The 14,624-nt window shown below is 70.7% G+C and carries 12 protein-coding genes; 5 read left to right on the top strand and 7 right to left on the bottom strand.

What is annotated here, in order from left to right; genetic code table 11:
• Window positions 1–123 precede the first annotated feature (123 nt).
• A complete protein-coding gene (locus D7Y21_RS35165) occupies window positions 124–903 on the top strand; it encodes a YdcF family protein (protein WP_120563832.1) in 780 nt (259 codons plus the stop codon).
• A 3-nt stretch (window positions 904–906) separates the two neighbouring features.
• Here the strand turns inward: D7Y21_RS35165 and D7Y21_RS35170 are convergent, their stop codons facing one another.
• The 5 genes from D7Y21_RS35170 to D7Y21_RS35190 form a co-directional block, all read right to left on the bottom strand.
• Window positions 907–2,505: a bifunctional UDP-sugar hydrolase/5'-nucleotidase gene (locus D7Y21_RS35170; RefSeq protein ID WP_121718012.1), complete on the bottom strand. Its 1,599-nt coding sequence runs from the start codon at window positions 2,503–2,505 to the stop codon at window positions 907–909.
• 170 nt (window positions 2,506–2,675) lie between these two features.
• A complete protein-coding gene (locus tag D7Y21_RS35175; protein WP_121718013.1) occupies window positions 2,676–3,422 on the bottom strand; it encodes an MBL fold metallo-hydrolase in 747 nt (248 codons plus the stop codon).
• Entirely contained in the window at window positions 3,419–3,916 is a 498-nt protein-coding gene (gene coaD, locus D7Y21_RS35180; protein ID WP_120563835.1) for a pantetheine-phosphate adenylyltransferase, read from the bottom strand. The genes D7Y21_RS35175 and coaD overlap by 4 nt, the downstream gene beginning before the upstream one ends.
• Window positions 3,916–4,536 (bottom strand): TetR/AcrR family transcriptional regulator, encoded by a 621-nt coding sequence (locus D7Y21_RS35185; protein ID WP_121718014.1) that lies wholly within the window; start codon window positions 4,534–4,536, stop codon window positions 3,916–3,918. The genes coaD and D7Y21_RS35185 overlap by 1 nt, the downstream gene beginning before the upstream one ends.
• A gap of 96 nt (window positions 4,537–4,632) precedes the next feature.
• Window positions 4,633–5,169, bottom strand: a complete 537-nt coding sequence (locus tag D7Y21_RS35190) for an adenine phosphoribosyltransferase (RefSeq protein WP_120563837.1) — start codon at window positions 5,167–5,169, stop codon at window positions 4,633–4,635.
• Window positions 5,170–5,478: 309 nt separating this feature from the next.
• Between D7Y21_RS35190 and D7Y21_RS35195 the strand changes: the two genes are divergently transcribed.
• The 4 genes from D7Y21_RS35195 (at window position 5,479) to D7Y21_RS35210 (ending at window position 12,688) form a co-directional block, all read left to right on the top strand.
• Window positions 5,479–8,742, top strand: coding sequence for a DEAD/DEAH box helicase (locus D7Y21_RS35195; protein WP_233612402.1), 3,264 nt, complete (start codon window positions 5,479–5,481; stop codon window positions 8,740–8,742).
• Between the two features lie 158 nt (window positions 8,743–8,900).
• A complete protein-coding gene (gene recN / locus D7Y21_RS35200) occupies window positions 8,901–10,637 on the top strand; it encodes a DNA repair protein RecN (protein WP_121718015.1) in 1,737 nt (578 codons plus the stop codon).
• 107 nt (window positions 10,638–10,744) lie between these two features.
• A complete protein-coding gene (locus tag D7Y21_RS35205; RefSeq protein WP_120564174.1) occupies window positions 10,745–11,545 on the top strand; it encodes a Stp1/IreP family PP2C-type Ser/Thr phosphatase in 801 nt (266 codons plus the stop codon).
• 225 nt (window positions 11,546–11,770) lie between these two features.
• Complete coding sequence (locus D7Y21_RS35210) at window positions 11,771–12,688, top strand: M23 family metallopeptidase (RefSeq protein WP_120563839.1); 918 nt, start codon at window positions 11,771–11,773, stop codon at window positions 12,686–12,688.
• A 23-nt stretch (window positions 12,689–12,711) separates the two neighbouring features.
• Here the strand turns inward: D7Y21_RS35210 and D7Y21_RS35215 are convergent, their stop codons facing one another.
• Complete coding sequence (locus D7Y21_RS35215) at window positions 12,712–13,416, bottom strand: diguanylate cyclase domain-containing protein (RefSeq protein WP_121718016.1); 705 nt, start codon at window positions 13,414–13,416, stop codon at window positions 12,712–12,714.
• A gap of 89 nt (window positions 13,417–13,505) precedes the next feature.
• A partial coding sequence (gene rlmM / locus D7Y21_RS35220; RefSeq protein WP_370039711.1) for a 23S rRNA (cytidine(2498)-2'-O)-methyltransferase RlmM occupies window positions 13,506–14,624 on the bottom strand: 1,119 nt, incomplete at its 5' end.

The following is a 14,624-nucleotide window of genomic DNA, read 5'->3' on the forward strand; positions in this document are numbered from 1 at the left end:
GCCAGGGCGGGGGTGGCCGTGGAGCACTACCGGCGCTACCTGCAGTTGCGTCCGCGAGGGGCCGGCGCGGCGGAGGCCCGGCAGTACATCAAGTCCCGGTCGGGTCGGTAACGGCGCTCAGCGATGTTCCTCGTCCTATCGAAGCTGTTGGATCTGCTGCTGTCCCCGCTCACCTGGGCGCTGTTGTTCGGCGTGGGGGGCGTGGTGCTGCGCCGGTGGAAGCGCCTGTCGCTGGTGTCCCAGCTTCTGGCATTGGCCGTGCTGTACGTGTTCTCCATCGAGCCGACGGTGGCGCTGCTGACGCGCGCGACGGAGGCGGACGCGGTGAGCACGTACCGGCCGGACACCGTCTACGACGCGGTCATCCTGCTGGGCGGAGGACTGGACGCGGCGGCCACGGAGCGCTCGGGGCACCCGGAGTACAACGCCGCGCCGGAGCGGATGATGCGCACCTTCGAGCTGCTGCACGACGGCCGGGCACGGCAGGTGCTGATTACGGCCGGCAACCTGGACGCGAGGCCGGAGGCGGTGGTGGAGGCGGACGTGCTGGCCGCGCAGCTGGAGCACTGGGGCATCGCGCCCGAGCGAATCGTGAAGGAAGGGCGCAGCCGCAACACCCGCGAGAACGCGCTTGAGTCGGCGCCGCTGGTGCGCGCGCACGGCTGGAAGTCGCTGCTCCTGGTGACGAGCGCCGCGCACCTGCCCCGAGCGGCCGGCTGCTTCGCGGCGGTGGGGCTGAAGGCGGACACGCTCGCGGTGGACCTCCGCTCCTCGACGATTCCCCCCGCGAAGCTGAGCTGGCTGCCACGCACGGGAGCGCTCAACCAGAGCACGGACATGCTGCGCGAGCTGGCGGGGCGGGTCGTCTACCGGGCGCGAGGCTGGACCGCGCCCTGGCGGTAGTCGCTACTTCATCGTCGGATGCGCGCGCAGTCCGCCCCTGGGCGCGCCGATGACCGTGATGCGGCCCTGGGGCTTCGCTCGCGGCGCGGGCTTGCCGGTGCGGAACGCGGTGCCGAGTGCTTCCCACGGCGACACATCCAGGCCCCTGGGCACCGCGGGCAGGTCCTTGAACATGGAGTAGCCGTCGTTGCCCTGCGCCACGAAGCTCAGCGTGGCCAGCCGGTACACCGCCGCGTCGTCCAGCGGCTTGCCCTTCACCTCCACCTTTGTCACCCGCGCGCCCGGCGCCTTGCGCAGGTCGTAGGTGAAGCGCAGTCCGGACACCTGTGGGAAGCGGCCGGGCGGCTTGCCGTCCAGGCTGCTCAGGCTGACGCCGTTCTCCAGCGCCGCGCGCAGCACCGCCCCCTTCACCATCAGCACCACCAGCTCGTTGCGGTAGGGCATGAGCGAGTACAGCTCGCGCCGGGTCATCGTCCCCGCGGGCAGCACCCGGTCCGCGCGGATGGCGCCCCCGTTCACGAGCGCCACGTCCGCGCCCATCGCCTCGCGGAACGCGTCCGCCAGGAACGAGCCCAGGTTCGTCTCCCCCATCCGGTTCTGCGCGCTGCGCGCCTCCAGCGCCACCGGCGAGCGGCCAATGCGCTCCGCCAGCGTGGCCAGCAGCGGCGCATAGGGCTTCATCTGCGCGTCGAACGCCGCGTCGTCCGGAGTCTTCGAGGTGATGGGAATCACCTTCCACGCGAGCTTCTTCACCGCGCCCGTCTTCGCGTCCAGGTCCAGCGTGACGCGGCCCAGGTCGATGGCGTCCTCGTCCAGCTTGAAGATGGGCGTGCCCGCGACGGTCTCCTCCACGCGGTCGTGGTCGTGCCCGCCGATGATGAGGTCCACGCGCACGCACTTCGCAAGCTCGCGGTCCTGCTCCACCGTCAGGTGCGTGAGCCCCAGCACGAACTGCGCGCCCGCGGCCCGCAGCTCGTCCACGGAGCGCTTCGCCGCCTCGCAGTACGGCGTGATGCGCGTGTCCTTGCCCGGCTTGGACGAGGTCTGCGTCTCCGGCAGCACCACGCCGAAGATGCCCACCTTCACGCCGCCCACGTCGCGCAAGTCCCACGCCTTGAGCCCGTCGAACACCTGTCCTGACTTCACGCTCATCACGTTGGCGCCCAGCCACGGGAAGCGCGACTGCTGGAGGCGCGCGCGCAGCACGTCGTCCCCGAAGTCGAACTCGTGGTTGCCCACCGTGGAGTAGTCCAGACCGAGCGCGTTCCACGCGTCGATCATCTGCTTGCCCTTGAGTGCCTCGCCCGCCACCTCCGCGGACGACTCCACCGAAGGCGAGAGCGTGTCGCCCGCCAGCAGCGTGAGGACGTGCGGCGACTCCTTCAGCGCCTGCTGCTTGAGCGTGGCCACGCGCGACAGGCCGCCCCGGTTCCGGGCGGTGGGCTGGAATTGGTAGACGTCGTTGAGGTGGAGGATCGTGAGGCGGACGGTGTCAGGGGGAGGCGTCGGCTCGGCGGCCCCGGCGGCCCCGGCTGAACGAGTGGCCAGCACCAACACGAGCGGCAGCAGCACCGCCCAGGTGCTCACGGTCTTCTTCATCATCGGACAGTCGTTCTCTTGCGGGGGCACGGGGGGAGCGCCAACCCGTCTCGGCCTAGCGCACTCGGCGCGTGAAGGCGAGCGGACCGGACATGGCGCAACGCGCAAGCCCCAAGCCCCAAGCCCTTCTTCCCGGTGGATGAAGGGCGTCCAACCAGCCACGCGCTCCGTCCTCAGACGGTGTAGCGCCGGCCCTGCACCAGCGGCTCGATGACGCTGCCGCTCGTGTCGAACAGGTCCGGATAGTGGATGAGGCGCATCTTCGCGCGAGTGGCCTCCGGCAGCTCCGCCAGCTTCTCGTAGGGCGTGTGCACGCCGTAGTTCGTCTCGTGGATGACCAGGTCCGCCTCGGACAGCCAGGAGATGAGCCCCTCGTCGAACGCGGTGTCCGCGCTGTAGCCCAGGCACCGGCCCCCGGCGCGGATGCGGAACGCGGTGGTGGGCACGTGGTGATAGGTGAAGCGGCACTCGATTTCGAACGGGCCGTGCTTCACCGCGCGCTCCAGGTGCAGCGGCGTGTGCGTGAAGTAGTCCTCGAAGTGCTTGTGGCTGGGCCCCGCGCCCTGCTGCTCGATGAGGCACTCCATGCCCGCGGCCAGGTGGCCCTCCCAGAGGCGGCGCGTGACGCTCGGGTGCGCGAGCAGTTCCATCTTCCGCTGCAGCACGAAGAAGGAGAAGTACCCCAGGCCCTCCAGGCCAGAGGCGTGGTCCGCGTGCAGGTGCGTGAGGGCCACGGCGCTGACGCGCTCCACGTCCAGGTGCACGCCGGAGGACTCGGACGCCTCGCGCATCATCTTGCGGATGGGGTGCGGACAGTCGAGCAGCAGCACCTGGTCCTCCGCCTCCAGCGCCAGGCACGACGAGTAGTAGAGCGCGGAGAAGGCATCACCGACGCCCAGGGGGATGAAGGACAGGCTCATGGATGGCTCCGGAGGGAAGGGGACAGCCGCTCGCGCAGCTTCGCGGCGACGGCGGGAGGGCAGAATGCGGACACGTCCTCGCCGCGCGTGAGGCGCTCCTTGAGGGCGCTGCTGGACACCTCCGCCAGGTGCGCCTCCGCGGGCAGGAAGAGGGTGGACAGCTCCGGCGCGAGCGCGCGGTTCATCTGCGCCAGCTCCGTCTCGAACTGCGCATCGGTGGCGCCGCGCACGCCGCGCAGCAGGACGCTCGCGCCAATCTCCCGCGCCAGCTCCACGATGAGCCCTTCGGTGAAGGTGACGGAGACGTTGGGATGCCGGGCCACGGCCTCCCGGATGAGCGCCATGCGCTCCTCCGCGGTGAGCAGCGTGTGCTTGTTCGGGTTGACCGCGACCACGACGACGACGTGGCTGAAGAGGCGCGCCGCCTGTCGCACCACCGACAGGTGTCCCGCCGTCACGGGGTCGAAGCTGCCTGCGTAGATGGCGATGGTCATCACGACACCTCACGGTCCGGTGAAGAAGAAGTCGCCGCGTCCAGAAGCCCCGCGGCCATGCGCTTCACGGTGCCCGCCGCGGAGCCAGGGGGCACGAGCCCGGGCGCGCTCGCGGACAGCACGAAGTACCCCTGGATGGCGGCGAACAGACCCGCGGCCAGCGGACGCGCGCGGCGCTTGCCCACCACCGCCGCGACCAGCGCCTCCAACTGCTCCAGGTCCGCGCGCACCACCTCTTCGTATGCGACGCGCACCTCCGGCTGCCGGATGGCCTCCGCGCTGATGGTGACCCAGCCCGCCACCGCCGCCACGTCCGCGTCCGGCCCGGTGGCGAGGAACGCGTCCACGAACGCCTCCACCCGCCCGCGAGCGTCGTCCGGGGCGAGCTTCGCCACCCGGGTGCTGAACCGCTGCCGTGCGCGAGCCGCCAACGAGCGCACCAGGGTCAGGAGGATCTCCTGCTTGTCCTCGAAGTGGTAGTGCACCAGCCCCGCGCTCAGGCCCGCCGCGCGGGCGATCTCCGCCACGGACGCGCCCTCGTAGCCGCGCTCGGCCATGGCCTTGAGCAGCCCGGCGACAATCTGTTCCCGGCGCGCTTCGGTATTGGAGGGACGAGGCATGGCGCGGTCTTGTTTGTAGGTTGTGTGACCAACTTATAAACAGGGCCGGCGCGAGCGTCAACCGGACGTGAAGTCCGGAAGTCGCCGGGCGGAGGGCTAGAAGCGGAGGACGGACGTCACCTTGTCCGGCCCCAGCCGCTTCGCGCCTTCCAGGAAGTCGAGCGTGATGAGGAAGCTGTAGCCGACAATCTGCCCGCCCAGCCGGCCGATGAGCCGGCCCGTGGCGTCGGCGGTGCCGCCGGTGGCGAGCACGTCATCCACCACGAGCACGCGCTCGTCCTTGAGGATGGCGTCCTCGTGCATCTCCACGCCGTCCGCGCCGTACTCCAGCGAGTAGCGCTCCACGATGCGCTTGTGCGGGAGCTTGCCGGGCTTGCGCGCGGGCACGAAGCCCGCCTCCAGCGCCAGCGCGATGGGGGCGCCCAGCAGGAAGCCGCGCGACTCCACTCCCACCACCTTGGTGATGTGCTGGCCCCGGAAGGGGGCGGACATGGCGGTGACCACCCGGCCGAAGAGGCGCGGGTCCGCCAGCATGGGGGTGATGTCCTTGAAGACGATGCCGGGCTTGGGGAAGTCCGGCACATCCCGCAGGACGGCCTGGAGGTCGGAGACGAGCGTGGGGTCTAGGGACATGGGGGTGGGCTCCGGAGGAGGACGGCGGCGTTTCAGCCCGGGGGATGACACCCGGGGTGGACCTGGGACCCAGGGTACCCGGCCCGGGTGACAGCCGGCCTGGCGGGCCCCTGGACGCAGGGTCCCAGGGCCAACGGCCGGAGGATGGGCGGACTGGGACGGGACCGGGACATGGCGGACGTTGATGATCTCACAGCTTCGCGCCGCCCGGCCGCATCGGCTGGCGGACGCCATATTTTTTCCCGCGCGCGGGGATCCCCTCACTGTGTTAAGCGAGGCGGTTCCCCCCGACCAAGGAGTCTGGGGCCCTTGCAAGCCGTGCAAACCACCGCTGACACCCGAGACCCTCTCTCCCCCCAGGACGGACTCTGGCTCCGCGCCCTCAAGGCCGAGGTCGAGCCCACCACGTTCAAGAAAGGCCGCGAGGTGGCCGAAGGCCGCCGCGTCTTCGGCCTCACGCGTGAACCCGAACGCATCCGCGCGCAGGTCGCGGGTCTGTCCGGCGAGCGCTACGACGTGGCCCTGATTCCTGGAGAGGGAAAAGTCGTTTCCTCTTGCACCTGCCCGGTGTGGAACACCACTGGCCCGCATTGCGAGCACGTGGTCGCCGTGGCACTCATCTACGCGGCCCGCTTCCGGCCACCGCCGCCACCGCAGAAAGCGGCGCCGCCTCCGCCGCCGCCCGAACCCGAGGACATGGGGCCGGACGACGAGGAGGAGATTCCCGGAGGCGGAGCGCCGGGGATGGAAGGCGTCAGCCTGCCCGCGCTCGCCAAGGTGGAGAGCTGGCTGGGCCTGTCCTCACTGCCCGACTACGAGTTCCTCTACCGGCTCACCCCCGCGAGCACGGGGGCGGGCGGCTCCAACAACCGCCACTGGGTCGTGGACGTGCGCCGTCAGGACGCGCAGACCAAGGGCCCCGTGCACGTGAAGCGTCTGCTCCAGGCAGGCAGCCGCATCGCGCCCGCGGACGAGCGCATCTTCATGGTGCTGTCGCGCCATGAGCACCGCTACGACTCGCGCATCGTCCTCTCCGACGAGGACCTGTGCGAGGTGCTGGAGCTGTTGCGCCAGCGCCGGGTCATCTACCGGGGCACGCCGCTCGTCTACATGGAGCAGCCCGTGCGGCCGCAAATCCATCTGGAGTCGCGTCCGGATGGCGCCACCGCGCAGATTGAGCTGCTGTTCCCGGACGGCGTGGGCTACCCGCTCAAGGACGTCATCGTGCTCGCGGGCCGGCGCACGTACGTCATCCAGGCGCAGAACCTCCACGCCGTGGAGCCGGACTTCCCGCCGCGCTTGCTGCGCAAGTGGCTGCTGGAACCGACCATGGCCTTCCCGTCCGGGCAACTGGACCGGGTGCTGACGTTCTTCGCCGCGCACCTGCCGCGCTTCCGCATGTCGTTGAAGGCGGACGACATCGAAGTGGACGAGTCGGTGGAGCCGCGCTTCGTCGTCACACTGGAAGGCGCCGCCGAGCGCGTGAAGGTGCAGCTGGCCGCGAGATACGGCCAGACGACGGTGGCGGTGTCCCCCACGGCCACGCACCTGGGCTACGCCAGCGGCGTGGGCGACGACTCGCGCAAGCTGTACCGCCGCCGCGACGAGGTGGAGCGCGCCGCGGGCAAGGTGCTGCTCGACCAGGGGCTGCGCTTTGATCAGGCCGCGCAGGCGTTCGACGCGACGGGTGACGTGGCCCTGGAGTTCTGGGCGCGCGGCCTGGCGAGCCTTCCCGCCGAGTGGGAGCGCTACGGAGTGTCGGCGCCCAAGGTCCGGCTGCGCCCGAAGCTCAAGCCGCGCATCCGCGTGGGCATGAGCGGCGTGCAGTGGTTCGACCTGGACGCGGAGTTCGTCACCGACGACCAGGCCGTGGACCTGGGCGCCGTGCGCATGTGGCTGGACTCCGGCCGCAAGTTCATCCCCCTGAAGGACGGCTCCTTCGCGGAAGCGGACGTCGCGGAAATCAAGCGCGTGGCGGACCTCCTGGAGGAGGCCGGCGCCATGCCGGGCCGCACGCGCACGCGGCTGCCGCTGCACCAGGCCGTGGCCCTGGACCTGCTCGCGGACCTGGGCGAGTTCACCGAGGTGGAGGCCAAGGCCCGTCAGGCCATGCTCGCGCTGCGCGAGTCCGCCGGCGTGCCGAAGGTGGCCGTGCCGGAAGGACTCCAGGCCACGCTGCGCCACTACCAGGAGGCGGGCCTGTCCTGGCTCTGGTTCCTCCGGCGCCACGGGCTGTCCGGCATCCTCGCGGACGACATGGGTCTGGGAAAGACCATCCAGTCCCTGAGCCTGATGCAGAAGGTGGCCAACGACGAAGGCCGCAAGCCGTCCCTGGTGGTCGCGCCCACGAGCGTGCTCGCCAACTGGGAGCGCGAGGCGGAGCGCTTCACGCCGGGCCTCAAGGCCATGGTGTGGCACGGGCAGGACCGCCGCGAGCGCGCGGAGGACCTGAAGGGCATGGACCTGGTGCTCACGTCGTACGCGCTGGTGCGCCGCGACCTGGAGCAGCTGTCCCAGGTGGGCTTCCGCTACGTCATCCTGGACGAGGCGCAGAACATCAAGAACGCGGACAGCGCCACCGCGCAGGCGTGCAAGTCGCTGCCCAGCGAGACGCGCCTCGCGCTCACCGGTACGCCGCTGGAGAACCGCCTGTCGGAGCTCTGGAGCATCTTCGACTTCCTGATGCCCGGCTTCCTGGGCAGCGCGGAAGGCTTCAGCGACCGCTACGAGCAGCCCATCCAGGTGGCCAACGACGCCACCGCGAAGGACCGGCTGCGCCGCCGCATCCAGCCCTTCATCATGCGCCGCCTCAAGACGGAGGTGGCCAAGGACCTGCCGCCGAAGACGGAGAGCGTCGCGTGGTGCGAGATGGAGCCCGGCCAGGCCGCGCTCTACCGCGAGGTCCTGGAGGAGAGCCGCCGCAAGGTGAACGAGTCCATCGAGAAGGTGGGCTTCAAGCGGAGCCGCGTCTCCATCCTCGCCGCGCTGATGCGCCTGCGTCAGGTCTGCTGCGATCCGCGTCTGCTCAAGATGCCGCCCGGCACGCTGCTGCCGTCCAGCGCGAAGCTCGAGCGCTTCATGGAGCTGGTGGCGGACCTGGTGGCGGAAGGCCACCGCGCGCTCGTCTTCAGCCAGTTCACGGAGATGCTGGAGCTGCTCAAGCAGGAGGCGGACAAGAAGGGCCTGCGCTACCTCTACCTGGACGGCCGCACCAAGGACCGCATGGGCAAGGTGGACGAGTACAACCGCCCTGACGGCCCGCCGCTCTTCTTCATCAGCCTCAAGGCGGGCGGCACCGGCTTGAACCTCACCGCCGCGGACTACGTCATCCACTTCGACCCGTGGTGGAACCCCGCGGTGGAAGACCAGGCCACGGACCGTACGCACCGCATCGGCCAGACTCGCGCGGTCATCAGCTACAAGCTGATTACCCGCGGCACGGTCGAGGAGAAGATCCTCAGCCTCCAGCGCCGCAAGCGGGAACTCGCCGCGGGTGTGCTGGGCACGGATGGGGACGACATGGGCCGCACCCTCACCGAACAGGACATCCAGGAGCTGTTCACCGAAATCTGATGCGACTCGGGGAGTGGGAGAAGGTTGTGGCGCCAACAGGCCACGCCCTCCCACTCGCCCTCCCACCGTCCGCCCGACCCGAACACCTGTGCAGTGTCACCAAGACCTGCTAGGGTGTTCAGGTGTTGGGGCCGTCGTACGGACCGCGGAGGGCGTGCGTGCTGCTGGGTCTTCGGATTTCGAACGTAGCGGTGATTGAGGAGGTGGAGGTCGCGTTCGGCGCGGGCCTCACCGTCCTCACGGGTGAGACGGGTGCCGGCAAGTCCATTCTGGTGGACGCGCTGGGCCTTCTGCTCGGGGGCAGGGCGGATGCGGACGTCATCCGTGCGGGCTGCGAGGACGCGGCGGTGGAGGGCGTATTCGCCCGGACACCGGTGCTGGCCGCGCGCCTGGAGGAACTGGGCCTCCCGGACCTGGGAGAGGAGGTGCTCGTGCGCCGCGTGCTCGGGCGCACCGGGCGCGGAAAGGTCTACGTCAACGGCGCGCTGGTGACGCTGGGCGTGCTGGGGAAGCTCACCCGGGGCGCGGTGGACATCGCCGGCCAGCATGAGCACGTGAGCCTCTTCGACTCCGGGCTGCACCGGGTGCTGCTCGACAAGTACGGCCGCCTGGAGGAAACGCTGGCCGCGTACGGCCGCGAGTGGGCGAACCTGCGCGAAGTGGATGCCCGCATGGACGCGCTGGGCGGAGACGACGCCAAGGTGCGCGAGCGCGCGGAGTTCCTGCGCTTCCAACTGGACGAAATCACGCGCCTGGACCCGGAGGCCGGCGAGGACGTGAAGCTGGACGCGGAGCGCCGGCGGCTGGGCAGCGCGCAGAAGCTCAAGCGTCAGGGCGCGGAGGCGGAGCTGCTGGTGTCGGGCGAAGCGCCGTCCGCGGTCGAAATCGTGGGGCGCGCGCTGGGGCTCGTGCACGAGGGCGTCAAGTGCGACGCGACGCTCGCGCCGGTGGCGCAGTCGCTCAGCACGGCGCTGTCGGAGCTGGAGGAGGCCTCGCGCCGGCTCAACCGCTACGTGGAGGGGCTGGAGTCCGACCCCGGGCGGCTGGGCGAGGTGGAGGAGCGGCTGGACGCGCTCAAGCGGCTGTGCCGCAAGCACGGCTCCACGCTGGACGGCGTCCTCAAGAAGCGCGGCGAGCTGGAGACGGAGCTGGGCACGCTGGAGAACCGGCGCGAAATCCTGGAGGAGCTGAACCAGGAGCGGAAGCGCGTGGAGGAGCGGGCGCGCAAGGCGGCGCTGACGCTGTCCCGCGCGCGCAAGGCCTCCGCCGGGGCCTTCTCCCAGCAGGTGCGTGACGGACTGGGGGGCCTGGCCATGGGCAAGGCCGCCTTCGAGGTGCGTGTCACCGCCGGGGAGACGCTGCGTCCGGACGGCATGGACGAAGTGGAGTTCTTCTTCAGCGCCAACCCGGGTGAGCCGGCGCGGCCCCTGGCCAAGGTGGCCTCGGGCGGTGAGGCGAGCCGGCTGCTGCTCGCGCTCAAACGTGCACTGGCGGACAGTGACGCGTGCGGCTGCTACATCCTGGATGAAGCGGACGCGGGCGTCAGCGGCGCCATCGCGGACGTGGTCGGCCGGATGATTCGCGAGGTCAGCTCCCACCGTCAGGTGCTGTGCATCACGCACCTGCCCCAGGTGGCGGCCTACGCGGACGCGCACCTGCTCATCCGCAAGAGCGTGAAGGGCGAGCGCACCGTGTCCCAGGTGCTCCCGCTCTCGGCGGGCGCCGAGCGCACCCAGGAGCTGGCGCGCATGATGTCGGGCGTGGAGGTCACCCGTGAGGCGTTGGGCGCGGCGGAGGCGCTGGTGCGCTCGGCCCACCGGGCCACCCCCCGCGCGCGCCGGGAGACCGGCCCGGAAGGCAACAGCCCCCGGGGGCGGATGCGCCGGACAGCCTGAAATGGGGGCCTACAAGGTAGGGGTGACCCAGGGGGAGGGGCATGACGCACCGCGAGTTTTCGTCCGCGTCCTTGCCCCCACTTATGGGCTCACATAGCATCCGGCCCGTGTCCAGCACCGCAGGGCAGACCGCGGCCCCCCGCCATAAAGTCATCTCCGCTGGCCTGACGGACGTCGGGCGCAAGCGCAATCACAACGAGGACAGCTTCCTCATTGACGATGAGCTCCAGCTCTACGTCGTGGCGGACGGCATGGGTGGGCACGCGGGTGGTGGTACCGCGTCGCGCATCGCCGTCGAGACCATCGACAAAGAGCTGAGGCGCGCGCGTGAAGGGCGGGACAACCCCTTCGTCAGCGTTCCCAACCTCCAGGATTCGCCCATTCCGGAAGCGCTCCGGGGCGCGGTGGAGAAGGCCTGTCAGGCCATCTACCTCACCGCCCAGGATGACGCGCGCCTGTCCGGCATGGGCACGACAGTCATCTCCCTGGTGGTCCGCGACGAGCACGCCTTCTTCGCCCACGTGGGTGACAGTCGCGCGTACCTCATCCGCGGGGACCTCATCCAGCAGATCTCCGAGGACCACTCACTGGTCAACGAGCAGATCAAGGCGGGGATGATCACACCGGAAGAGGCCAAGCACTCCCGGTACAAGAACATCATCACCCGCTCCGTCGGCTTCGAGGAGGAGGTCCAGGTGGATGTCATGGGGCTCGTGTCCGAGCCCGGTGACGTGTTCCTGCTCTGCTCGGACGGCCTCGCGAACATGCTGGAGGACCGGGAGATCCACGACACCGTCGCGCGCCACGCCAACCTGGAGGAGGTGCCCAAGCACCTCATCGACCTGGCCAATGAGCGCGGCGGCGACGACAACATCAGCGTCATCGTCGTGCGCATGCAGGGCGGGTAGGGCCCGGACTCGGGGCGCGATTGGGGCGCGCCCTGGAGTCTGTTGACCTTGACACTCTTCAAATGCGGATGATAGCTGCCCCAACCTTTCCACTTACTGAGAATCGCCAGTGGGTGACGGTGCGGGAGGGGCGGCGGGTGGGGGAGGTGTTGCGAGCGCGGGGAGCGACTTAGCTTCTGGCGCCGGAAGTCCCACGTAGAGAAAGAGTTTCCCCAGGAGTGGTCCGTGGCCAAAAAGTCCTTCACGCTGATGGTCATCCCGGACCACGACGCTCCGGTGAAGCGCTACACCATCCAGCGCTCCTGGCTGGTGCAGGTGGGCATGGGCGTGATGCTGGTGGCGGGCCTGGGCGCCGGTGCGAGCATCCACTACCTCCAGGTGGCGGCGGACGCGTCGGAGAACCGCATCCTGCGTGAGGAGAACCTCACGCTGCGTTCACAGCTCAAGTCGGTGCGTGAGCGCATCGAGCACATCGGTTCGACGCTGGACCGCGTGGAGCGTTTCGACCAGAAGCTGCGCGCGGTGACGTTGCTGTCGGATCCGCAGCGCAACCTGGCCATGGGCCCCACGGAGCCGGAGACCGGCACCGCGGCGCCCGCGACGGACACGCAGTTCACCCAGCTGACCACCACGGACACGCCCAAGATGATGCTGGGCCGCCTGGACCGGCTCTCCGCGGAGGCCACCCGTCAGGAGCTGAGCCTCCAGGACCTGCAGGCCTACTTCCAGGACCAGAAGTCGCTCCTGGCCTCCACGCCGTCGGTGTGGCCGGCGCGCGGCTGGGTGACCAGCGATTTCGGTCAGCGCCTGGACCCGTACACGGCGGACCGCGTGACGCACGCGGGCCTGGACATCGCGGCCCCGCACGGCAAGGAAGTCTCCGCTCCGTCTGACGGCACGGTGGTGTTCGCGGGCCTGGAGGGCGGGTACGGCAACGTGCTCGTCATCGACCACGGCTACGGCATCAAGACGCGCTACGGCCACCTGTCCAAGATTTTGGTGAAGGCCGGGGACCGGGTGAAGCGCGGCTCGCCCATCGCGGCGGTGGGCAACACCGGCCGCTCCACCGGCCCGCACCTGCACTACGAGGTGCGCGTGAACGGCGTGCCGCAGAACCCGCGCAAGTTCATCCTGGAAGAGTAGGCGTCGAGTAGCTCGGGGACGCCTCAGGTTCCTTCCGGCTCCGGAAGGAACGCGTCCAGGCGCAGGCGCCGCCGCTGAAGGCCGTGCGTCCGCCCGGTGCGCTCCATGATGTAGGCCCGCTCCACCTCCGCCCACAGGAGCGGCCCCAGCACCTGCCAGTGCGACGGCTGGTGCACCGTCAGCTCCAGCAGCGCCACGGTGAAGCCCGGCACGTCGGTGCCAGAGGCGCCCGGAGGCAGCGAGGGGCGCAGGTCCTCCGCCAGCCTCGCGCGAGTCGTCTCCGCGCTGTCCTCGCGCACGGTGAGCTGGGACGTGGGCAGCAGCAGCACCGCGAAGCCGTCCGGCTGGAAGCGCACGATGCGCGCGCCCGGGTACTGCGCGCCGAGCGACGCCACCACGCCCTTGAGCAGCGCGTCCCCGGCGGGGAAGCCGAAGCGCGCGTTGAAGTGGATCATCTCCTTCACGTCCACCATCACCGCGCCCACTCGCCAGCCGTCGTGGTGCGCGTGCGTGGACAGGTCGAACTCCTCCTTGAGGAGCGTGCCCTGGGTGAGCGCCAGCACGTGCATGGCCCCGGTGGCATCCGGTTGGCCGCGCCGGCGCTGCTCGGCGGCGATGAGCTCCTGGGCGGCGGCCTGCGGTGCCTCCTGGGCGTGCCCCGGGCGCGCGGCCCGGGGGTGGAGGGCGACGAGGGCGGTGGCGGTGGCGTCGTCGAGTGAGTAGGGCATCGTGTCCGCGTGTGTAGCGCGGACCCGCCGCGGGCGCAGGAAAGCTTCTCCCCACGCCCGCTCCGTCGCCTTCAGCGCATCCGGAGCCCTCAGCGCATCCGATGCGCCGTGACGGTCACCTCGTCCCGGTCATGGTAGAGCTGGCGGACGGTGAGGCCCTCCCAGCCCCCGTCCTCCACGAGCGTCTGGCGCACGCGCAGGAGCAGCGGGTTCTTGTCCTTCATGGGCAGCTTGATGTTGGCCACCAGGTTGCGCGCCCAGCGGCGCCGGCCCCACTTGGCCAACAGCTGCGCGACCTCCAGGGGCCGCCACGCCATGTCGCAGAAGAGCCAGTCCGCGGACTCCTCCGGGGCGTAGGCGAAGGCGCTCTCCTGCACGTGCTGGACGCGCGGGTTCTTCGCCAGCTCCGGCATCAGCTTCGCCGGGTCCACCGCCACCACCCGCGCCCCTCGCGCCACCAGCCGCTGCGTCCAGCCGCCCGGCGCCGCGCCCAGGTCCACGCAGACGTCGCCGCGCCCGGGCTCATGCGCCAGCCCGTCCAGCGCCTCCTCCAGCTTCATCGCCGCGCGGGAAGGGGACTCGCCCGCGCGCTTCATCCGCCTCCGCCCGCCCGGCGCGAGTGACAGGGCCTCACGGGCGCTCACCGCGCCCAGCATCAGCACCCCGTCCGGCGCGACGCACAGGCCCACCAGCAGGGCCCCCGCCTCGCGCGCCCGGCCGTCGTCCTCCAACAGGCGTCCCGCGGGGAGCGCGGCTCGCACCGCTGCCTCCAGGGCTTCCGCGCGGCCCGCCTGCGTGTTGCCCTTCGCGCTGTCCGGCGTGTAGGCCCTCAGGAGCCAGGGTACGCGAGAGGGCAGCCCGGACATCGCCGCCACCAAGTCCTCCACCGGCACCTGGGCTCCACCCGGGGGCGCCCAGGTGGCGATGACCCGCTCCACCGCCCGGCCAAAGGCGGGGGGGACCTCCGGCCGCTGTTCGGACTCCACCAGGGCCGGGCCCAGGAGGCGGGGACCCGCTCCAGCCCAGGTCAGCTCCTCGAACAGGTGCGACTCGAAGCCCTCCCGGCAGGTCCACAGCCACCGGCCCGGCTGGGCCGCCAGCGTCTGTGCGGGCATGGATGGCACGCGCGCCCGAGGTGGGATGCGCGGCGCGGGTGAGGCGATGGGGGCCGGGGCGGAGCGTCCGGGGCCACCGGCACGGGGTGTGGG

Origin of the sequence: Corallococcus sp. AB045 (genome assembly GCF_003668895.1) — a bacterium.
Lineage (GTDB): Bacteria > Myxococcota > Myxococcia > Myxococcales > Myxococcaceae > Corallococcus > Corallococcus coralloides.